The organism is Azospirillum sp. TSH20 (assembly GCF_003115935.1).
Lineage (GTDB): Bacteria > Pseudomonadota > Alphaproteobacteria > Azospirillales > Azospirillaceae > Azospirillum.
The window spans coordinates 86,105-106,866 of record NZ_LGQU01000042.1; the positions used below are offsets into that span (position 1 = coordinate 86,105).

21 protein-coding genes are annotated in these 20,762 nt (G+C 67.5%); 12 read left to right on the forward strand and 9 right to left on the reverse strand.

Annotated elements, in window-relative coordinates:
* Positions 1-52: 52 nt before the first annotated feature.
* Entirely contained in the window at positions 53-1,267 is a 1,215-nt protein-coding gene (locus tag TSH20_RS11875) for a murein transglycosylase A (RefSeq protein WP_109074921.1), read from the reverse strand.
* Positions 1,268-1,283: 16 nt separating this feature from the next.
* Positions 1,284-1,979: a Tim44/TimA family putative adaptor protein gene (locus TSH20_RS11880; RefSeq protein ID WP_109075006.1), complete on the reverse strand. Its 696-nt coding sequence runs from the start codon at positions 1,977-1,979 to the stop codon at positions 1,284-1,286.
* Positions 1,980-2,188: 209 nt separating this feature from the next.
* Between TSH20_RS11880 and TSH20_RS11885 the strand changes: the two genes are divergently transcribed.
* Positions 2,189-2,827: an FxsA family protein gene (locus TSH20_RS11885; protein WP_109074922.1), complete on the forward strand. Its 639-nt coding sequence runs from the start codon at positions 2,189-2,191 to the stop codon at positions 2,825-2,827.
* Between the two features lie 184 nt (positions 2,828-3,011).
* Positions 3,012-3,500, forward strand: coding sequence for a protein-export chaperone SecB (secB, locus tag TSH20_RS11890; protein WP_109074923.1), 489 nt, complete (start codon positions 3,012-3,014; stop codon positions 3,498-3,500).
* Positions 3,501-3,739: 239 nt separating this feature from the next.
* Here secB and rho read toward each other — a convergent pair whose 3' ends face one another.
* From rho to hemE, 4 genes are all read right to left on the reverse strand, one after another.
* On the reverse strand, positions 3,740-4,996 hold the full coding sequence (gene rho / locus TSH20_RS11895) for a transcription termination factor Rho (protein ID WP_085086916.1): 1,257 nt from the start codon (positions 4,994-4,996) through the stop codon (positions 3,740-3,742).
* Positions 4,997-5,375: 379 nt separating this feature from the next.
* The gene (gene hemJ, locus TSH20_RS11900; protein ID WP_109074924.1) at positions 5,376-5,804 is read right to left on the reverse strand and encodes a protoporphyrinogen oxidase HemJ; all 429 of its coding nucleotides are present in this window, start codon (positions 5,802-5,804) and stop codon (positions 5,376-5,378) included.
* A 27-nt stretch (positions 5,805-5,831) separates the two neighbouring features.
* Positions 5,832-6,950, reverse strand: coding sequence for a ferrochelatase (gene hemH / locus TSH20_RS11905; protein WP_109074925.1), 1,119 nt, complete (start codon positions 6,948-6,950; stop codon positions 5,832-5,834).
* A gap of 90 nt (positions 6,951-7,040) precedes the next feature.
* Entirely contained in the window at positions 7,041-8,066 is a 1,026-nt protein-coding gene (gene hemE / locus TSH20_RS11910; RefSeq protein ID WP_109075007.1) for a uroporphyrinogen decarboxylase, read from the reverse strand.
* Between the two features lie 525 nt (positions 8,067-8,591).
* Here hemE and TSH20_RS11915 point away from each other — a divergent pair.
* The 5 genes from TSH20_RS11915 to dnaQ are packed head-to-tail and all read left to right on the forward strand — an operon-like array spanning position 8,592 to position 12,242.
* The gene (locus TSH20_RS11915; RefSeq protein WP_085086922.1) at positions 8,592-9,431 is read left to right on the forward strand and encodes a pyruvate, water dikinase regulatory protein; all 840 of its coding nucleotides are present in this window, start codon (positions 8,592-8,594) and stop codon (positions 9,429-9,431) included.
* On the forward strand, positions 9,428-10,033 hold the full coding sequence (locus tag TSH20_RS11920) for a Maf family protein (protein ID WP_109074926.1): 606 nt from the start codon (positions 9,428-9,430) through the stop codon (positions 10,031-10,033). Before TSH20_RS11915 ends, TSH20_RS11920 begins: the two co-directional genes overlap by 4 nt.
* Positions 10,030-10,896: a shikimate dehydrogenase gene (locus tag TSH20_RS11925; RefSeq protein WP_109074927.1), complete on the forward strand. Its 867-nt coding sequence runs from the start codon at positions 10,030-10,032 to the stop codon at positions 10,894-10,896. Before TSH20_RS11920 ends, TSH20_RS11925 begins: the two co-directional genes overlap by 4 nt.
* A gap of 10 nt (positions 10,897-10,906) precedes the next feature.
* On the forward strand, positions 10,907-11,566 hold the full coding sequence (gene coaE, locus TSH20_RS11930; protein WP_109074928.1) for a dephospho-CoA kinase: 660 nt from the start codon (positions 10,907-10,909) through the stop codon (positions 11,564-11,566).
* A complete protein-coding gene (gene dnaQ, locus TSH20_RS11935; protein WP_109074929.1) occupies positions 11,559-12,242 on the forward strand; it encodes a DNA polymerase III subunit epsilon in 684 nt (227 codons plus the stop codon). Before coaE ends, dnaQ begins: the two co-directional genes overlap by 8 nt.
* Before the next feature lie 143 nt (positions 12,243-12,385).
* Here dnaQ and TSH20_RS11945 read toward each other — a convergent pair whose 3' ends face one another.
* Genes TSH20_RS11945 through TSH20_RS11955 form a run of 3 tightly spaced genes read right to left on the reverse strand, consistent with a single transcriptional unit; the run spans position 12,386 to position 15,967 of the window.
* Positions 12,386-13,360, reverse strand: a complete 975-nt coding sequence (locus tag TSH20_RS11945) for a quinone oxidoreductase (protein ID WP_109074930.1) — start codon at positions 13,358-13,360, stop codon at positions 12,386-12,388.
* Between the two features lie 40 nt (positions 13,361-13,400).
* The gene (locus tag TSH20_RS11950; protein WP_109074931.1) at positions 13,401-13,898 is read right to left on the reverse strand and encodes a methylated-DNA--[protein]-cysteine S-methyltransferase; all 498 of its coding nucleotides are present in this window, start codon (positions 13,896-13,898) and stop codon (positions 13,401-13,403) included.
* 17 nt (positions 13,899-13,915) lie between these two features.
* The gene (locus TSH20_RS11955) at positions 13,916-15,967 is read right to left on the reverse strand and encodes a thioredoxin domain-containing protein (RefSeq protein WP_109074932.1); all 2,052 of its coding nucleotides are present in this window, start codon (positions 15,965-15,967) and stop codon (positions 13,916-13,918) included.
* A gap of 182 nt (positions 15,968-16,149) precedes the next feature.
* Between TSH20_RS11955 and TSH20_RS11960 the strand changes: the two genes are divergently transcribed.
* The 5 genes from TSH20_RS11960 to rsmG all read left to right on the forward strand — a co-directional run bounded on the left by TSH20_RS11960 (position 16,150) and on the right by rsmG (position 20,707).
* Positions 16,150-16,401, forward strand: a complete 252-nt coding sequence (locus TSH20_RS11960; RefSeq protein WP_063635627.1) for a DUF6489 family protein — start codon at positions 16,150-16,152, stop codon at positions 16,399-16,401.
* Positions 16,398-16,772, forward strand: coding sequence for a (2Fe-2S) ferredoxin domain-containing protein (locus tag TSH20_RS11965; protein WP_247871313.1), 375 nt, complete (start codon positions 16,398-16,400; stop codon positions 16,770-16,772). The genes TSH20_RS11960 and TSH20_RS11965 overlap by 4 nt, the downstream gene beginning before the upstream one ends.
* Positions 16,773-16,781: 9 nt before the next feature.
* A complete protein-coding gene (mnmE, locus tag TSH20_RS11970; RefSeq protein WP_109074933.1) occupies positions 16,782-18,110 on the forward strand; it encodes a tRNA uridine-5-carboxymethylaminomethyl(34) synthesis GTPase MnmE in 1,329 nt (442 codons plus the stop codon).
* A 105-nt stretch (positions 18,111-18,215) separates the two neighbouring features.
* Positions 18,216-20,096, forward strand: a complete 1,881-nt coding sequence (mnmG, locus tag TSH20_RS11975) for a tRNA uridine-5-carboxymethylaminomethyl(34) synthesis enzyme MnmG (protein WP_199231963.1) — start codon at positions 18,216-18,218, stop codon at positions 20,094-20,096.
* Positions 20,093-20,707: a 16S rRNA (guanine(527)-N(7))-methyltransferase RsmG gene (gene rsmG, locus TSH20_RS11980; protein WP_109074935.1), complete on the forward strand. Its 615-nt coding sequence runs from the start codon at positions 20,093-20,095 to the stop codon at positions 20,705-20,707. The genes mnmG and rsmG overlap by 4 nt, the downstream gene beginning before the upstream one ends.
* The last annotated feature ends 55 nt before the right edge of the window (positions 20,708-20,762 follow it).

Below are 20,762 nucleotides of genomic sequence, written 5' to 3' on the forward strand. Positions count from 1 at the left end.
CACTCGCATCGGGTGCCCCCTGCTTCACGTGAAACATTCCTCTGCCGGGCCCCTACCCGCCTGCCGCCACCTTCACGCTCTTGGGCAGCAGCAGCGTATAGCTCCCACGGCTTTTCATCACTCCCGCCCGCTGCTCCGCCTCCGGGCCATGGCCCCAGAAGACGTCGCCACGCACCGGCCCCCGGATCGCTCCGCCCGTGTCTTGGGCGACCAGCAGCCGCTGCAGCCGCTGCCCGGCATCCAGCGGGTCCTCCGCATCCAGCCACACCGGCACGCCATAGGGCATGAATTTGGAATCCACCGCCAGACTGCGGCCGGGGGTCAGCGCCACGCCCTGGGCACCGTTAGGACCGTCGCCGGACAGCGGCTGGAAGAAGACGTAGGACGGGTTGACGTTCATCACCGCCGGTGCCTGATCGGGATGGGCGAGCAGCCAAGCGCGGATGGTCTGCAGCGAGACCTCCTCCCGCTTCAGCGCGCCGCGCTCGATCAGTTCCTTGCCGATGGCCACGTATTTGTGGCCGTTCTGGCCGGCGTAACCGACGCGCAACTCGCCGCCGCCATTGCCTTCATTGGCGAGCCGGATCCGCCCCGATCCCTGAATTTGCAGGAAGAAGGCGCCGATCGGGTCCTTTACCCAGACCAGTTCCAGACCCTTGCCCTTGAGTGCCCCCGCGACGATGGCGGCGCGATTCTCGTAGGGCTTCAACTTGCCATCGACCACCCGGCCGGCGGTGCGCTCCCCCTTCCAGCGGTCGGAGAAGTCGCCGAGATCGACCATCACCAGATCGGCCGGCCGGCGATAGAGCGGCACCGGATAGGCCGGATCCGGCCGACGGCTGCCCTCCAGCTCGGCCTCGTAATAGCCGGTGAACAGCCCCTCGCGCGTGCCGTTGTTGCCGGCGGCATAGGGGGTGAAGTTCGCCTCGAAGAAGGCGCGGGCGGCGGCATCGTCGCCGGGCGGCAGATCCGCCAGTTGCGCGCAAGGGACCTGCCAGTCGCCGATGGTCCCCGCCACACCGCTTGGCCCGACCGGCCGGTCCGCCGGCAGGGTCTTGAACCGCGCACAGGAGCGGGCGAGCGCCGGAACCGCCTGGGCCACCGGGTCAGTGCGCCAGCCGGGCAAGTCGGCGAAGGACAGCGGCGCCAGGGTCAGGGCATCGGGCGGCGGCTTCGCCTCCTCCTTGGGAGCGCAGGCGGAAAACAGCAACGCCACCGCCCCGAAGAGGGCGATGGCGCTGAAACCGGGACGGTGGTGGAACGTCATTACCACTGGTCGTTCGTTACTGAACCGGACGCACCTCGACCAGCGCCCAGTTGGGGTCGCGGGAGCGGAGGTTGCGGGCGAAGGTCCAGACGTCGGTGTTCTCCACCAGCGCCTTGGGATCGCCGTCGATCACGGCGCCCTCGCGGTCACGCACCACATTCACCTGATCGGAGACCAGACGCACGGTGACGCGGGCGGTGCGGCCGGCATCCAGCTTCGCTTCCACCACCTCGGCCTCGCGCACCAGTTCGATGCGGGCCTCGTGCTGCTCGCCGGCGGCCTGACGGTCGCGGATGACACGGGCGAAGCTGTCATAGACGTCGTCCGCCAGCAGTGGACGCAGCGTTGCGGTGTCGCCGCGGGCGAAGGCGTCGACGATCATGGCGAAGGCAGCCTTGGCGCCTTCCAGGAAATGCTTCTCGTCGAAATTCGGATCGGCGGCCCGGATCTGGTCGATGGAAGCGGCCAGCGACAACGGCTCGTCCGAGGCGGTCACGTCCGCGCCGGGTGCGACATCAGGCCGCGGCCGGTTGCGCTCCGGCAGGGGCACGACATTGTCGGGCTTCGCCGGGTTCGGAGCGGCGGTGAAGGGGTTGGAGCGCTGACGCTCCTCCCCCGTCCGGCGGCCGAGGACACTGCGCAGCCGATAAACGAGGAAGGCCGCGATCATCGCGAAGATCACGATCTCGATGAACACGAACCCGTCTCCCATCATCTGTTCCTTCCAAAACGACTTGTCGTGAGCTTTGTGCCGCGGCGAAATCGCCGGCGGATCCGGCCCGCCTCTGGACCTTGCGGCCGGTCGGCATTACGTGTTGCTTGCCCGCCAGCAACGGCCAATTGGATGAGGCCGACGGTGTTTCGACCGGACGACCTATCCAAACCTAGATAGGGGCAGCGAGCCCGAAGAGCAAGGACACCATGAATCCCCTGTTGTTGATCCTTCTTCTGCCGATCCTGGAGATCGTCGGATTCATCCAGGTCGGCGATTGGATCGGCGCCGGGCCGACCATCGGGCTGCTGGCCCTGTCGGCGGTGGTGGGTGTGCTGCTGGTCCGCCACCAGGGTCTGGCCTCGCTGACCCGCGCCCAGGCCGCAGCCGCCCGCGGCGAGGCGCCGATCGGCACCGTTCTGGACGGTTTCTGCGCCGTGCTGGCCGGCATCCTGCTGATCATCCCCGGCTTCCTGACCGACATTCTCGGCATCGTCCTGCTGATCGGGCCGCTGCGCCGCGGCATCGGCCGTTGGCTGCTCGGCCGCATGGGGGCCGGGATGCCGGTCTTCACCACCACCGCCGGCCGTCCCGGCTTCGGCGCCGGCAATTTCGGAGCCGGGGGTTTTGGCGGCCCCGGTTTCGGGGCGGACGGCCCCCGCCAGACCGATGATCCTTTCCGCCCCACCCCCGGCGTGCCCGGCGTGATCGACGGCGACTACCGCGACGTCACGCCCAACGAGCGCAAGATGGGCGAGGGCAAAATGGGCGAGGAACCTGACGACCGCGATGCGCCGCGGCTGACCGATTCCCAATGGGGGAAGCACCGCCCGGATGAGCGGCGCTGACCGGCCGGCGGGCCGGCGGTTTCCGTTGGCAGGACGACCGATCCGTGATAGCCAGCCCCTTGGGCGAAGGCACAACCGTCGCGAACCAACCCCTGTCACCTCACATCCGGGCCGGCCCACCGTCCCCGCCCTTTCCCGATGCGGGAGGATGGCCGGGACGACAGCCGGCGATTAGGAGTCCGTTATGTCCGATCAGATGAGCAACGGCGCCGAGCAGCAGCAGACCTCTTCGCTGCCGATGCATGTCCTCGCGCAGTATGTGAAGGACTTCTCGTTCGAGAACCCCAACGCCCCGCAAAGCCTGCTGCCGAACCAGCCGCAGCCGCAGGTGAACATCGGTGTCGACGTACAGGGCCAGAAGGTCGGCGACGACATCTATGAGCTGACGCTGAACCTGCGTTGCGAGGCCCGCCAGGGCGAGTCCGTGGCCTTCCTGGTCGAACTGGCCTATGGCGCGCTGTTCCAGTTCCCCGGCCTGCCGGAAGAGCATCACCGCCCGGTCCTGATGATCGAAGGCGCCCGGATGATCTTCCCGTTCGCCCGCGCCATCGTCTCCAGCGCGACCCGCGAAGGCGGCTTCCCGCCGCTGATGATCAACCCGATCGACTTCGCCGAGCTGTACCACCGCCAGTCGGGCCAGCAGGCCGAACAGCCGCAGCAGCCGCCCTTCTGATCCCAAGCGGGATCGGGCGGATCCGGAAAGAAAAAGGGCGGGTGGCCGAAAGGCCCCCGCCCTTTTTCTTGTCCTATCCGAACCGTCTGCCGCCCCATCCGGCCGTGATTCCCGCGAATGCGGGAATCCAGAACCTTTGGAAGCGACCGTCAGGGGAAGCATGGTTCCCCGCCTTCGCGGGAATGACGCTCCCTGAAGGTCCAGGCGAGGGGCCGGCAGATCCGGCCCGGTTCCGGCCCCTACTGGTTCATGCTCTCGAAGAACTCGTTGTTCGACTTGGTGTGCTTCAGCTTGTCGACCAGGAAGTCGACCGCGTCGGTCACGCCCATCGGCATCAGGATGCGGCGCAGGATCCACATCTTCGACATGGTGCCCTTGTCGACCAGCAGTTCCTCCTTGCGGGTGCCCGACTTGGAGATGTCGATGGCCGGGAAGGTGCGCTTGTCGGAGAGCTTGCGGTCCAGCACGATTTCCGAGTTGCCGGTGCCCTTGAACTCTTCGAAGATCACCTCGTCCATGCGGCTGCCGGTGTCGATCAGCGCGGTGGCGATGATGGTCAGCGATCCACCCTCTTCCACGTTGCGGGCGGCACCGAAGAAGCGCTTGGGACGCTGCAGGGCGTTGGCGTCGACACCGCCGGTCAGCACCTTGCCCGACGACGGCACGACGGTGTTGTAGGCGCGGGCCAGACGGGTGATCGAGTCCAGCAGGATGACCACGTCGCGCTTGTGCTCGACCAGCCGCTTGGCCTTCTCGATCACCATTTCCGCGACCTGGACGTGGCGGGTCGCCGGCTCGTCGAAGGTGGAGCTGATGACCTCGCCGCGGACCGAGCGGGCCATGTCCGTCACTTCTTCCGGACGCTCGTCGATCAAGAGGACGATCAGATAGGCTTCGGGGTGGTTGGTGGCGACCGAGTGGGCGATGTTCTGCAGCATCACCGTCTTGCCGGTGCGCGGCGGCGCCACGATCAGCCCGCGCTGTCCCTTGCCCAGCGGCGCCACCAGGTCGACGATGCGGCCGGTGAGGTTCTTCTTGGTCGGGTCCTCGACCTCCATCCGGATGCGTTCTTCCGGATAGAGCGGCGTCAGGTTGTCGAAGTTGATACGGTGACGGACCTTGTCCGGCGTATCGAAGTTGATGGTGTTGACCTTCAGCAGGGCGAAATAGCGCTCACCGTCCTTGGGCGAGCGGATCTGCCCTTCCACCGTGTCGCCGGTGCGCAGGCCGAAGCGGCGCACCTGGCTGGGACTGACATAGATGTCGTCGGGACCCGGCAGATAATTGGCTTCCGGCGAGCGCAGGAAGCCGAACCCGTCCTGCAGCACCTCCAACACGCCGTCGCCGAAGATCGGAATGTCGTTTTCGGCCAGTTGCTTCAGGATCGCGAACATCATGTCCTGCTTGCGCAGCGTGCTCGCGTTCTCGATCTGAAGCTCCTCCGCGAACGCCAGCAGTTCAGCGGGGCTTTTGCACTTCAGCTCTTGGAGATGCATCGGATTGCCTGTGAAATCGTCATGCGGGGGAGTGGCCTTGGGGATGGGAGGTGCCAGAAGGTCCGGCCGACGGCGGTTGGCAGCGGGGGACGCTGCAACGCGGTCGCGTCGGGTGGGCAGCGGGTGGCGCATAGGCGGGTGCGCGCCAGGGCGTCCGGATAATGGTCGCACGGGAGCGGATCGCCAGCCACCAGGCCCGGCTCAAAGTCAGAGCGTCGGATCGGCAGATGTGGGCGTGGGAGGCCGCGGGGCGAAAACCCCGTGGTCCTGACATGGTTATCGGATCGGCGGGCGCAAGTCAAACGAAAGCGAAACCCGCACAGGTCGCGGATTCCGCTTTTTCCGGGAGGTGGAAGACGGCGCGTTCACCTGCCGGCGGTCAGAAGGGCTTCACGATGACGAAGATGACGATGCCGATCATCAGCAGCGTCGGCACCTCGTTGGCGATGCGGAAGAAGCGCTGCGGCCGGGTGTTGCGATCCTCGGCGAAGTCCCGGCGCCAGCGGGCCATCATCATGTGGCTGACGGTCAGCAGCAGCACGAACAGGATCTTGGCGTGCAGCCAGCCCTGCTTCATCCATTCCGGCGTCAGCACGATCATGGTGATGCCGAACACGTAGGAGGCGATCATCGCCGGGTTCATGATGACGCGCAGCAGGCGGCGCTCCATCACCTTGAAGGTTTCCGACGCCTCGGATCCGGCCGACACTTGGCAGTGGTAGACGAACAGCCGCGGCAGGTAGAGCAACCCCGCCATCCAGGCGATGATGCTGATGACGTGCAGCGCCTTGATCCAATCGTACAGCACCGGGCGTGTCCCTTCTTTCTTTGCGGTTCAGGGCCGCGCCTGCGGGCAGCCGGAGAAGTTGGACGGGCAGATCCGGTCGCCCTTCTGGGAGCAGATCGCCGCCTTGCCCGCGACCGTCTGCCGCACCAGCGCCGCCAGCCCGTCGATGAAGCCGGGATGCACCCCGACGGTCGGCACGCGGGTGAAGTGCGGCACCCCTGCCTCCTTGGCGAGATGGCGGTATTCGACCTCGATCTCCACCAGCGTCTCGGAATGCTCCGACACGAAGGCCATCGGCACCACCAGGATCGGCACGCCGTCCTGGCCGGCGCGGCGGATCTCGGCGTCGGTGCTGGGGCCGATCCACTCCATCGGGCCGACGCGGCTCTGGTAGCAGTTGATCCAGTCGAGATCGTCGATGCCCAGCGCCGCGGCGATGGACTCTGCCGTCCGCTCGCACTGCCACTGATAGGGGTCGCCGGAGGCCACCACCTTCTTCGGCAGCCCGTGGGCGGAGAACAGGACGCGCGGCTTGCCATGGGCCTTGGCCGCCTCGTACAGCGGACGGATCAGATCCGCCGTGCCGTCGATGAAGCCGGGCTGGGTCGGATAGCAGCACAGCAGCTTCGTCGGCGCCGTCAGTCCGACGGTGTTCGCCGCCTCATGCCACGCCTTGGCGCTCGACGCCGTGGTGGTGGTGGAGAATTGCGGGTAGAGCGGCAGCAGCACGACCAGATCCGGGTCGTACGCCTTCACCCGGGCGGCCGTCTCGGCGCTCATCGGGTGCCAGTAGCGCATGGCGATGAAGACCTTGGTCTCCGCCCCCTCCCCGGCCGGATCTGCTGCCGGATCTGCCGCCAGCATTGCTTCCAGCGCCGCCGTCTGGGCTTCCGTGTTCTCCAGCAGCGGCGACTTGCCGCCGAGCTGGGCATAGATCGCGGTGGCCGGCTTGGCCCGCCGTCCGCTGATCAGGCTGGCGATCAGGAAGCGGAACGGGTTCGGCAGCCGGATGATGGCCGGATCGGCGAACAGGTTGAACAGGAAGGGCCGCACCGCCTCCGGCGCGTCCGGACCGCCGAGGTTGAACAGCACGACGGCGACACGCCGCGGCCGGCCGCCGGGCGTTGCAGTGGTCGAGGCGGAGGTCTGGGAGAATTGCTGGCTCATGGTGCCCGCTAAACTGGAGCGTCGCCGTCGCTCTGTCCAGACCCCCTCCGTCGCTTTTTCAGCCCCTTAGCGCCGGTCCGCCGGAAAGCCTCAGCCGCGCCCCGGCCATTCCCGCAGGATGCGGGTCAGATCGGCGACATGCTGCGGCGGGGTCGACTGGATGACGCCATGGCCCAGGTTGAAGACGAAGGGGCCGCCGGCCAACGCCTCCAGGATGTCGCGCGTCGCGGTCTCCAGCGCCTTGCCGCCCGCCGCCAGCATGATCGGGTCGAGGTTTCCCTGCACCGGCAGCCGCGTCTGGAGAGTCTGCGCCGCCCACACCGGCGGGACGGTGGTGTCGAGCCCCACAGCATCGACGCCGGACCCGGCGACATACTCCTCATAGGCATGGCCGGCGCCGCGCGGGAAGCCGATGACCGGCGTGTTCGGGTGCTTCGCCTTCACCAGTGCGACGATCCGCCGCGTCGGCTCGATCACCCAGCGGCGGAACTCCGCCACCGGCAGCACGCCGGCCCAGCTGTCGAACAGCTGCACCACCTCGGCCCCCGCCTCGATCTGGCGGCAGAGATAGTCGGCGGTCACCTCGACGATCAGGTCGATTAGCTGGCCGAATCCCGCCGGGTCGCCATAGGCCCAGCGCTTGACGTGCGCATACTCCTTGGAGCCCGCCCCTTCGACCATGTAGCAGGCGATGGTCCAGGGAGCCCCTGCAAAGCCGATCAGCGTCGTGCCCTCCGGAATCGCGGTGGAGAGCCGGCGCACCGTCTCGTAGACCGGCGCCAGCGTCTCGTGGAAGCGGTCGCGTGACAGGCGCTTCAGGTCCTCGACGTTGCGGACCGGATCCAGCTTCGGCCCCTCCCCCTCCAGATAGGCCAGCGGCTGCCCCAGGGCATGCGGCACCACCAGGATGTCGGAGAACAGAATCGCCGCGTCCATGCCGTAACGGTGCAGCGGCTGCAAGGTCACCTCGACCGCGAAGTCGGGGTTGTAGCAGAGATCGAGAAAGCTGCCGGCCTTCGCCCGCAGCTCGCGATATTCCGGCAGATAGCGTCCGGCCTGACGCATCAGCCAGAAGGGCGGACGCGTCCGCACCTCTCCCGCCAGGGCGGCGAGCATCGGCTTCAGGGCAGGCTGGGAAGCCTGATTCTGGACGTCGGAGCTGGTGGCGGACAAGACGGTGCGTTCCTTGGCTTTGCGAATCTGGGACTTGCGAATCTGAACCCCTGCGATTCCAGCGCCGATTCCGCGCCGGATTCCGGGACGGGTTTATCCCCTCTTCTTCACTATATTTTTTAAAGGGAGAAAGGAAGAGGATGAGGTGGATGCCTGTGGATAACGGTGATCCCCGACTCAAGCGAATCTATCCACAGATCCGGGGGCTTGTGCGTCCATGTGTGCGGATCTGTGGACGATTCGGAGCACTACCGTCGGAAACGGCGGAAATGCTATAGCTGGACGAACGGGAGTCCCGTGGATAACAGGGCGGATGGGGCCGGATCTTCCCAGCTTCCGAAGCGGTCGGCGGAGTTGTTCCGCACTTGGCCGTATCGGGGAGGAGAAGTCCCCCGGTCGGGACGAAACGAAGGCGGATCCGGTTGTCCACAGATCTGGGCCGGGTTCTCCACAGAATGTTGGGGACGGATGAAAGAGTTCCACCTACATCTCGTGTCCGATGCGACGGGCGAGACCATCAACAGCGTGGCGCGCGCCTGCGTCATCCAGTTCGACGACGTTCGGCCGATCGAGCATTTCTGGAATCTGGTGCGGACCGACCGCCAGCTCGACCTCGTGCTGGAGGGGATTCGGGACAATCACGGGCTGGTGATGTTCACGCTGGTCGACGAGACACTGCGCCGCCGCCTGCAGGATTTCTGCCGCGAGATGCAGGTGCCCTGCATCCCCGTGCTCGATCCGCTGATCAACGCGCTCGCCGCCTTCCTGGGCGTGGAATCGCAGCGCCAGCCCGGCCGCCAGCATGTGCTGGACGCCGAGTATTTCAGCCGGATCGACGCCGTCGACTTCGCCCTGTCCCACGACGACGGCCAGTCGAACTGGGACCTGCACGAGGCCGACGTGGTGCTGATCGGCGTGTCGCGCAGTTCCAAGACGCCGACCTGCATCTATCTGGCCAACCGCGGCATCAAGGCGGCCAACATCCCCCTGGTGCCGGGCAGCCCGCTGCCGGCGGAACTGGACCTGCTGACCCGGCCGCTGATCGTCGGGCTGACCAAGGACCCCGACCGGCTGGTGCAGATTCGCCGTAACCGTCTGAAGCTGCTGAACCAGGGCGAGGGCTCCAGCTACGCCGACCCCGAGCTGGTCCGCGCCGAGGTCCAGGAGGCGCGCCGCCTGTTCAGCCGGCGCGGCTGGCCGGTGATCGACGTATCCCGCCGCTCCATCGAAGAGACCGCGGCCGAGATCATGATGCTGCTCGCCCGCCGCCAGAGCGCCAACTTCAGCCCGGAAGGAAAGAAGACGTGAGCACGGCTCCCAAGCTCGTCCTGGCGTCGGGCTCGCGCACGCGCGCGGCGATGCTGGAGCAGGCCGGCGTGACCGCGATCCTCGACAAGCCGCTGGTCGATGAGGACGAGGTGAAGGCCGCCGGCCGGGCGGAGGGCGTCTCCGCCGACATCGTCGCCGAAGCCCTGGCCGAGTTGAAGGCCCAGCGCATCACCCGCCGCCACCCCGGTGCGCTGGTGGTCGGTGCCGACCAGATGCTGGAATGCGAGGGGCGCTGGTTCGACAAGCCGGCCGATCGCGCCGCGGCCCGCGCCCAGCTTCTCGACCTGCGCGGCAAGACCCACCGGCTGGTCAGCTGTGCCGTGGTGGTGCGCAACGGCGAACGGATGTGGCACCAGATCGACAGTGCCCGGTTGACCATGCGCAATTTCTCCGAAGCCTTTCTCGACGACTATCTCGACCGTGTCGGCGACGACGTGCTGCACTCGGTCGGCGCCTACCAGCTGGAAGGGCTGGGGGCGCAGCTGTTCCATCGGGTCGAGGGCGACTTCTTCACCATCCTCGGGCTGCCGCTTCTGCCGCTGCTCGGTTTTCTGCGCGTGCATGGAGTGGGCAGGGAATGACGGCGGTTCACGCTATCAGCGGCAAGGCGAAAATCGCCGGTGTGATGGGTTGGCCGATCAGCCATTCGCGGTCGCCCCGGTTGCATGGGTTCTGGCTGCGCCAGTATGGGATCGACGGCGCCTATGTGCCGCTGGCGGTGGCGCCGGAGCGGGCTGAACAGGCGATCCGCGCCCTGCCCGCGCTTGGCTTTCGCGGCTGCAACGTCACCGTCCCGTTGAAGGAGATCGCCTTCCGCACCGTCGACCGGCTGGACGAAACCGCTCGGCGCATGGGAGCCGTCAACACCATCGTGGTGGCGGAGGATGGCGCGCTGGAAGGCGGCAACACCGACGGTTTCGGCTTCATCGAGAACCTGCGCGCCGAACAGCCGGGCTGGACGGCGGAGCGTGGTCCGGCGGTGGTGATCGGTGCCGGCGGCGCCGCCCGCGCCGTGGTGGTCGCCCTGCTCGATGCCGGTGCGCCGGAGGTCCGTCTGGTCAACCGCACCCGCGCCCGCGCCGAGGAACTGGCGGCGGATCTGGCCGCGGTCGGCCTCAACGGCGGAGTGACGGTGGTCGATTGGGTTTCACGTGAAACCGCGCTCGACGGCGCCGCTCTGCTGGTCAACACCACCACCCAGGGCATGGCGGGGCAGCCGGCGCTTGACCTGCCTTTGCGCGCCCTGCCCGTCTCGGCCGTCGTCAACGACATCGTCTATGTGCCGCTGGAAACCCCGCTGCTGGCCGAGGCCAGGGCGCGCGGCAACCCGGTGGCCGGCGGCATCGGCATGCTGCTGCATCAGGCCCGTCCCGGGTTCAAGGCCTGGTTCGGCGTCGAGCCGCAGGTGACGCCGGAACTGACCCGTTACGTCCTGGAAGGCTGAGGATCGGGTCATGATCGTGCTGGGCCTGACCGGCTCCATCGGCATGGGCAAGAGCACCGCCGCGCGGATGCTGCAGGCGATGGGCGCCCCGGTCTGCGATTCCGATGCGGTGGTGCACGGGCTGCTCGGCCGCGGCGGGCGGGCGGTGCCGGCCATCGACGCCGCCTTCCCCGGCGTCGTGATCGACGGTGCAGTCAGCCGGCCAGCGCTGGGGGCGGCGGTGTTCCGCGACCCGGACGCGCTGAAGAGGCTGGAGGCGATCCTGCACCCGATGGTCCAGGCGGCGCAGCGCCACTTCCTCGCCCGTGCCGCGCGGCGTGGCGCGAAGATCGCCGTGCTGGATATTCCCTTGCTGTTCGAAACCCATGGCGAGCGGCGGGTCGACGCCACCATCGTCGTCTCCGCCCCCTTCGCCGTCCAGCGCGCCCGCGTGCTGGCCCGGCCGGGCATGACGGCGGAGAAGTTCGCCGGTATCCTCGCCCGCCAGATGCCGGATGCGGAGAAACGGCGGCGTGCGGACTATGTCGTGCCGACGGGTGCCGGTCGGCTGGTGACGCGGCGGGCGCTTCAGGGCATTGTGCGGCAAGTCAGACAACATCGGATGGCACGGCGGCCGGGCAGGCACTGGCCGCCGCGCGGCTATCAACCAGGGCAGATCCATCATGCGTGAAATCGTTCTCGACACCGAAACCACGGGCTTCAAGCCGGAGGAGGGTCACCGGCTGGTCGAGATCGGCTGCATCGAGCTGGTCAACCATCTCGCCACCGGCGAACGCTTTCACGTCTACCTCAACCCCGAACGCGACATGCCGCCGGAGGCCTTCGCCGTTCACGGGCTGAGCGCTGAGTTCCTGGCCGACAAGCCGCTGTTCAACGATGTGGCCGCCGACTTCGTTGCCTTCATCGGCGACGCCCCGCTGGTGATCCACAACGCCGCCTTCGATATGCACTTCCTGAATTGGGAGCTGAAGATCGCCGGCCATCCGGTGATGCCGAAGGACCGCGCCATCGACACGCTGCTGATGGCCCGACAGAAGTTCCCCGGCTCGCCCGCCACCCTGGACGCGCTGTGCAAGCGCTTCGGCGTCGACAACTCCAACCGCACCCTGCACGGCGCGCTGCTCGACGCCCAGCTGCTGGCCGAGGTTTATCTGGAACTGCTGGGCGGCCGGCAGACCGGCCTGTCCTTCGCCGGCGGTCCCGCATCGAAGAGTGGTCCCACCGGCCCGGTCCGCATCGACCGCCCCTTCCGCGAAGCCCGCGCCTTCGCCGTCAGCGACGATGAGGCCGCGGCGCATGCGGAGATGCTGAAGAAGATCAAGAACCCGCTTTGGGCGGTGGAGTAGTCCGCGTCGATTGCCCCCACCCCGACCCTCCCCCGCTGGGCGGGAGAGGGAGTAAGTGCTTGTTCGGTAGAGTGGCGGCAGTCCCTCCCCCGCCCAGCTGGGGAGGATAGGTGGGGGTTTAACCTCGCACCTATTTAACCCCCTTACGGCACCAGCACCGTCGACCCCGTCGTCGCCCGGGCCTCAAGCGCCCGATGGGCCTCCGCCGTGTCCTTCAGCGCAAAGCGCTGGTTGACTGTGAAGGTCACCCCGCCGTTCTTCACCGCGTCGAACAGATCCGCGGCGGACGCCATCAAATCCTCCCGCTTGGCGGTGTAGGTCGCCAGCGTCGGCCGCGTCACATAGAGCGACCCCTTCGTCGCCAGCAGGCCCAGATCCAGCGGCGCCGGCGCGCCAGACGCGGCGCCGAACAGCACCATCAGCCCGCGCGGCCGCAGGCAGTCCAGCCCCTTCAGGAAGGTCGTCTTGCCGACGCCGTCATAGACCACCGGCACGCCCTGCCCGTCCGTCAGATCCTTCACCCGCTGGACGAAATCCTCGCGGGTGTAGTCGATGGTGTGGTGACAGCCATGGGCCTTCGCCAGTTCTGCCTTCTCCTCCGACCCGACGGTTCCGATCACCGTGACGCCGAGATGGCGCGCCCAGGAGCACAGCAGCAGCCCCACCCCGCCGGCGGCGGCCTGCACCAGGATGGTATCGCCGGGCTGGACCACATAGGTGCTGCGCAGCAGATACTGCGCGGTCAATCCCTGCAGCAGGGTGGCAGCCGTGGCTTGTTCGTCGAGCCAGCTCGGCAGCGGCACCAGCCGGTCGGCGGCGATCAGGCGGCTCTCGGCATAGGCGCCGATCGACATGGCGTAACCGACGCGGTCGCCGATCTTCAGCGTGGTGACGTCCGGCCCCAGCGCTTCAACCACGCCGGTGCCCGCCATGCCGATCACCGCCGGCAGATCCGGCAGCTTGTAGGCGCCGGAGCGGTGATAGGTGTCGATGTAGTTCAGTCCGACGGCGGTCTGGCGGATGCGCACCTGACCGGGACCGGGCTCTCCCACCTCGATTTCGTCCCAGCGCAAAACCTCCGGCCCGCCGTGCTCGTGGATGCGGATTGCATGAACCATGGTGGTTTGGTTTCCCTTCTTTTTGGAGTTCTCAGACGTCTCAAAGCAACGCGAACTGCTCCGCCGCCGCACCGTTGCCCTGCCCCACGCCGGCATGCCGGCGTTCCAGCGCCAGCAACCACGCCTTGGTGTCCAGCCCGCCATGGCCGGAATAGCCGCCGGGCGCTCCGCCGCTGGCCAGCACCCGATGACAGGGAATGATGATCGGGATCGGGTTGGCGCCGCAGGCTCCGCCGACCGCGCGCGGCGCGCTGCCCAGCATCTTTGCCATCCCGCCATAGGTCGCGGTGCCGCCATAGGGGATCGCCAGCATCGCGTCCCAGACGCTCCGCCGGAACGCGGTGCCCGCCGGCTTCAGTGGCAGGTTGAAACGCTGGAGCCGTCCGGCGAAATAGGCCTCCAGCTGGCGTGCCGTCTCGGCCAGCACCGCATCGGGTTCGTCATGGTCGAAGCGGCCCCAGCCGACCGAGGTGAGGGCGGATCCGTCCCCGCTCAGCATCAGGGGCCCCAGCGGGCTGTCGATGGAAAGACGCGCCATGGTTTCCTCCCCGAAAGTCAGCTTTTCGTTGCCAGAAGGGCAGCCAGATCCGCCGGCGCCGTCACCGGTGCCGAGCAGGTCATGCCGCGGCAGACATAGGCGGTGGCCGTCCCGTCGCGCATCCCCTTCCCCTGTGCCGGATGAGTGGCGGGCAGATCCGCCTTCGGAGGGAGCACGGTCAGGATGCGGTTGGGCAGCGAGCGGTCCAGCACGGTGCGGCGCAGCGCCTCGGTCTCCGCCGCTTTGGGCGGGCCGACGATGACGATCTGCAGCGGTGCCGTCATCAGTTCCACCGCGTTCAGGAAGGTCGGCAGCGGGAAGAAGTTGCGCGTCAACTCCCCCGAGAAGGCGGCGGCGAGCGCCTCTGCCCGCTCGCGATAGGCATCCTCGCCGGTGCGCTGGAACAGCGTGGTCAGCACCGCCAGCATGGTGCCGTTGCCGCTGGGCGTGGCGTTGTCGTAGACGCTCTTGGTGCGGACGATCAGCCCTTCCGCATCGTCGGCGGTGAAGAAATAGCCGCCGTTGGCGCCGTCCCAGAAATGGGCGTCGAGCGTCGCCACCCAGGTCTTCGCCTGATCGAGCGCCGCCGGATCCCCGGTCGCCTCGTGCAACGCCAGGGCCGCGCGCGCCATCTGGGCGTAATCGTCGAGCATCCCCGCATGCTTGCCCTGTCCGTGCCGCCAGCTGTGGCAAAGCCGCCCGGCGCTATCCATCCGGTCGCGGACGAAGGTGAAGGAGCGGCCGGCGGCGTCCAGCCATTCCGGCTCGTCCAGCGCCAGGGCGGCATGGGTCAGCGCCGCGATCATCAGGCCGTTCCAGTCGGCCAGCACCTTGTTGTCCCAGCCCGGCCTCACCCGCTTGGCCCGCGCCCGCAACAGGATCTCCCGGCCCTTGGCGAGCGTCGCCTCGGTGGCGTCGTCGGCCAGTGCCAGACCGCCCAGCCGGTTCAGGATGGTGACGCCCTCCCAATTGCCCTGGGGCAGCACTTCGTAAACGCGCTTAAACGTCGCCAGACCGTTGTCGCCGAGGGCGGGACCGAGCAACCGGTCGACCTCATGCTCCTGCCATATATAGAAGAGTCCCTCCTCGCCCTCGCTGTCGGCGTCCAGCGTCGCGGCGAATCCGCCGCCGTCGGCGATCATCTCGCGCAGCAGCCAGCCGACCGTCTCGCGGATGCGGGTTTCCAGCAGCGGGTCGCGCGTCTCCTGCCAGACCAGCGTCATCAGGTCGAGCAGCTCCGCATTGTCGTAGAGCATCTTCTCGAAATGCGGCACCAGCCAGCGTTCATCGACCGAATAGCGGGCGAAGCCGCCGCCGAGATGATCGTAGATGCCGCCCTGCGCCATGTTGGCCAGCGTGTGGGTCACCGCCTCGCGGAACGGCTCGCGCCCGGTGCGCTGCCATGCCCGCCACAGCAGTTCGAACAGCGGCACCTGCGGGAATTTCGGCGCGCTGCCGATGCCGCCATGGATCGGATCGACCTCCCGCAGCAGCCGTTGCGCCACCTGATCCAGCACCCCGGCATCGACCGCGCCGGCCGACCGGTTCTCCCCCATCCCAGCGAGTGCCGATTTCAGCGCGTCGACATTCTTGCCGACCTTGTCCTGCTCATTGGCATAGGTGCCGGCGATGCCGCGCAGCACGTCGGGGAAGCCGGCCCGGCCATAACGGGGCGCCGGCGGGAAGTATGTGCCGCCCCAGAAGGGCTCCGCATCCGGTGTCAGGAACATGGTCAGCGGCCAACCGCCCTGCTGTCCCAGCAGGGCCAGTGCCGACTGGTAGATGGTGTCGAGATCCGGCCGTTCCTCCCGGTCGACCTTGATGTTGATGAACAGCTCGTTCATCAGCCCGGCGATCTCGGGATTTTCGAAGCTCTCATGCGCCATCACGTGGCACCAGTGGCAGGCGGCATAGCCGACCGACAGCAGCACCGGCTTGTTCTCCGCCTTGGCACGGGCGAAGGCCTCCGGCCCCCAGGGCATCCAGTGCACCGGGTTGTCCTTGTGCTGCAGCAGATAGGGGCTCGTCTCCCGGCCTAGCAGGTTCGCGCCCAACGGAGTGGCGGGCATGGCGGTGTCCGATCTGTTGGTGTGTCGTGAATCAATAGGTGGCGCCGGGGTGGCGTTGCGCCAGTGCATCCTATCTGTATAGTGGGGCATGAGCCGCCGCGGCGCTCAACCCCAAAATCAACACGGCCAATGCCTGCAATGGTGCCGGATCCGGCACCCGATCCGGGTCTGGAGGGGTTCCCATGAAAATCACCGTCGACATCGACTGCACCCCGGACGAGGCCCGGCACTTCCTGGGCCTGCCCGACGTGAAGCCGATGCAGGATGCCATGATGCAGGAGATCCAGGAACGCATGCGTGCGAACCTCCAGGCCATGGACCCGGAGACCATGCTGAAGACCTGGCTCCCTGCCGGCATCCAGGGTATGGAGCAGATGCAGAAGATGTTTTGGTCCCAGATGGCGTCTGCCCTGGGCCAGGAAGGAAGAAAGTGACCGACCATCCTATTGAATCGCAAAAGCCCTATTTCGAAGCCCATGTCTTCTGCTGCACCAACCGTCGCCCCGATGGGCATCGCCGCGGATCCTGCGCCGCCCACGGGTCGGAGAAGCTGCGCGACTATATGAAGGCCCGCGCCCGTGAACTCGGCTTCGACGGCAAGGTGCGGATCAACTCCGCCGGCTGCCTCGACCGCTGTGAACTCGGTCCGACGATGGTGATCTATCCGGAAGGCGTCTGGTACAGCTATCACAGCACCGGCGATGTCGATGAAATCCTGCAGACCCACCTGGTCGAGGGCCGCCGCGTCGAGCGCCTGATGCTGACGCCGGAGCAGCGGGAGCTGCGGCCCGAGCAGCGCGGCTGATCCTATCCGATGTTCACCACCATCTACGCTCTCGCCACCGCCCCCGGCCGCTCCGGTGTGGCGGTGGTTCGCATTTCGGGGCCCGAGGCCGGATCCGCCCTCGCGGCGCTGACCGGCCGCCCCCTGCCAGCTCCCCGCTGCGCCGTGCTGACCAAGCTGCGCGATCCGCGCACCGGCGATGCGCTGGACGACGCGCTGGTCCTGCGCTTCACCGCCCCCGCCAGCTTCACCGGCGAGGATGTGGTGGAGTTGCATCTGCATGGCGGACGCGCCGTCGTCACTGGCGTGATCGAGGCGCTCGCCACCCTGCCCGGCCTGCGACTGGCCGAACCGGGCGAGTTCACCCGCCGCGCTTTCGAGAACGGCAAGCTCGACCTGACGGAGGCGGAGGCGGTCGCCGACCTGATCGATGCCGAGACCACCGCCCAGCGCCGACAGGCCTTGCGGCAGATGGAGGGTGCGCTCGGCAAACTTTATGACGGCTGGCGGGAGCGGCTGACCCGCGCTCTTGCCCATATTGAAGCCGACATAGACTTCGCCGAAGACGATCTGCCCGGCGGTGTCGCCGATGCCGTGCGTCCGGTGATCGCCGGGCTGGCCGATGAGATCGCAGCGCATCTCGATGACGGCGGCCGGGGCGAGCGTCTGCGCGAAGGGCTGCACATCGCCATCGTCGGCGCGCCGAACGCCGGCAAGTCGAGCCTGCTGAATGCGATCGCCCGACGTGACGCTGCTATCGTCTCCGCCCGCGCCGGCACCACCCGCGACATCATCGAGGTGCATCTCGACCTCGGCGGCTATCCGGTCGTGCTGGCCGACACCGCAGGCTTGCGCGAAGCTGCTGCCGATGAAGTCGAAGAGGAAGGCATCCGCCGCGCCCGCGACCGGGCGGCGCGTGCCGATGTGAAGGTGGCGGTGTTCGATGCCACCACCCTGCCCGATCTCGACCCGGCGACGCTGGACCTGATCGACCGCGACACCGTGGTGGTGTTCAACAAGACTGACCTCGCGACGGCCACCGACCTGCGACCGGATCTGGCCCCGATCCTGGTCTCTGCCCACACCGGCACCGGTCTGAAGACGTTGGAGGAAACGCTGACGGCATTCAGCGCCGATCGGCTCGCCATCGGCAGCGCCCCGTCTCTGACCCGCGCCCGCCATCGTGCCGCGTTGATGGAATGCCGGGAGTCACTGCTGCGCGCGCTCGACGCGCCGCTGCCGGAGCTGGCGGCGGAGGATGTGCGTCTCGCCAGCCGGGCGCTGGGACGCATCACCGGGCGGGTGGATGTGGAGGATCTGCTGGACGTGATCTTCCGCGACTTCTGCATCGGCAAGTGACAGCGGCAAGTGACGGCATGTTTCACGTGAAACAACGCTGATGTGTCCCACTTGTCCCTGCCCCGCCTCTTGGATCCCCGGCGTCGTTCGGTTATGGTCCCGCGCATGCGGAACTTTGATGTCATCGTTGTCGGCGGCGGTCACGCCGGCTGTGAGGCGGCTGCGGCGGCAGCGCGCATGGGTGCGCGTACGCTCCTGCTGACCCACAAGGTCGAAACCATCGGCGAGATGTCCTGCAACCCCGCCATTGGCGGTTTGGCCAAGGGCCATCTGGTGCGGGAGATCGATGCGCTGGACGGCGTGATGGCGAAGGCCATCGACCGCGGCGGCATCCAATTCCGCATCCTGAACCGTAGCAAGGGTCCCGCCGTCCGTGGTCCGCGCGCTCAGGCCGATCGCAAGCTCTATCGCCAGGCGATGCAGTCGCTGCTGGCCGAACAGGAAAACCTGTTCATCGAAGCCGGTGGCGCCGAGGATCTGATCGTCGACGCGGACCACCGCATCACCGGTGTCGTTACCGGGGCCGGCGAGTCCATCCGCGCCGGCGCGGTGGTGCTGACCACCGGCACCTTCCTGCGCGGCCTGATCCACATCGGCGAGGAGCGCACCCCCGCCGGCCGCGTTGGCGAGGCGCCATCCATCGGCCTGTCCGACACGCTGGCTCATCTCGGCTTCCCGCTCGGCCGTCTGAAGACCGGCACGCCGCCGCGCCTCGACGGCCGCACCATCGATTGGGACGCGCTGGAGAAGCAGCCAGGGGATATGCCGCCCCCGCCCTTCTCTTATATGACGGAGCGGATCGACACGCCGCAGATCGACTGCGCGATCACCTGGACGACGCCGGAAGCTCATGCCCTGATCCGCGCCAACCTGCATCGCGCGCCGATGTATTCCGGCCAGATCACCGGCACCGGTCCGCGCTATTGTCCCTCCATCGAGGACAAGGTCGTCCGCTTCGCCGAGAAGGAGAAGCACCAGATCTTCCTCGAACCGGAAGGTCTGGACGATCCCACCGTCTACCCGAACGGCATCTCCACCTCCCTGCCCCGCGACGTGCAGCTCGGTATCCTTGCCAGCATGCCGGGGCTGGAGAAGGTCGTGATGATCCGCCCCGGCTACGCCATCGAATATGATTATGTCGATCCGCGTGAACTGAAGCCGACGCTGGAGACCCGCCGGGCGCCGCGCCTGTTCCTGGCCGGTCAGATCAACGGCACCACCGGCTATGAAGAGGCGGCGGCCCAGGGTCTGATGGCCGGCATCAACGCCGCGTTGGCGGCAAGCGGCAACCGCGAGGGCTTCGTCCTCGATCGCGCCGACGCTTACATCGGCGTGCTGATCGACGACCTGATCGGCCGGGGCACCAACGAGCCCTACCGCATGTTCACCTCGCGCGCCGAATACCGGTTGCTGCTGCGCGCCGACAACGCCGACCAGCGGCTGACCGACAAGGGTATCGCCATAGGCTGCGTCGGCTCCGAGCGTCGCGATGTCTTCGCCGCCAAGAGCGCTGCACTGTCGGCCGGTCGTGCGCTTGTCGCCTCGCTGCAGGCGACGCCGGCCGAACTCTCCCGCCAGGGTGTCGCGGTGAACCAGGACGGCGTGCGCCGCAGTGCCGCCGACCTGCTGCGCTATCCCGACATCGACCTCGCCGCCCTCGCCCGCCTATGGCCGGAGCTTGGCGAGATCGCGCCGGAGATTGCCGAGCAGTTGGAGATCGACGGCAAATATGCCGGCTATCTCGGCCGGCAGGAGGCCGACATCCGTGCCTTCCGCAAGGACGAGTCCCTTGCTCTGCCCGACGATCTGGATGTCGATGGCATCGGCAGCCTGTCCGCCGAAATACGGCAGAAGCTGCGTCAGTCGCGTCCGGCGACGCTGGGTGCGGCGGCCCGCATTCCCGGCATGACCCCGGCCGCGCTGGTTGCCCTGCTCCGCCATGTGAAGCGCCGCGACGTGGTCTCGTCCGGGGTGGCCGCCGAATGAGCGGGTTCGATGCGATTGCATTTCAGGAGGCCACCGGTGTTTCACGTGAAACGCTCGACCGCCTGATCGCCTATGAAGGTCTGCTGCGCAAGTGGCAGCCGAAGATCAATCTGGTCGGACCCTCCACCCTGCCCGACGCCTGGAAGCGCCACTTCCTCGACTCCGCCCAGCTCTACCCGCTGCTGCCGGACGGCACGCGGGTGCTGGTCGATCTCGGCAGCGGGGCCGGCTTCCCCGGTCTGGTGCTCGCCGTCCTCGGTGTGCCGCAGGTGCATCTGATCGAGAGCGACGTGCGCAAATGCGCCTTCCTGCGCGAGGTCGCGCGGGTCTGCGAAGCGCCGGTCACCGTCCACACCAAGCGGATCGAAACCGTCACCGGCATCGAAGCCGATGTCGTCACCGCCCGCGCTTTGGCGCCGCTGACCGACCTGTTTGGCTGGGCCCACCCCTTCATCGGATCGCGCGGCAAGTGCCTGTTCCTGAAGGGTGCTGCGCTGGACGACGAATTGACCGCTGCCACGCGATATTGGAGACTGCGGACGGAGCGATTTGACAGCCGCACCGATCCGAGCGGAACCATCCTGCGTGTGAGTGACCTTGAGCGTGCGTGAAAACCGTGCCTGACACTCTCCCTCCGCCTTCTTCCCGCCAACCGGACTCCCGAGA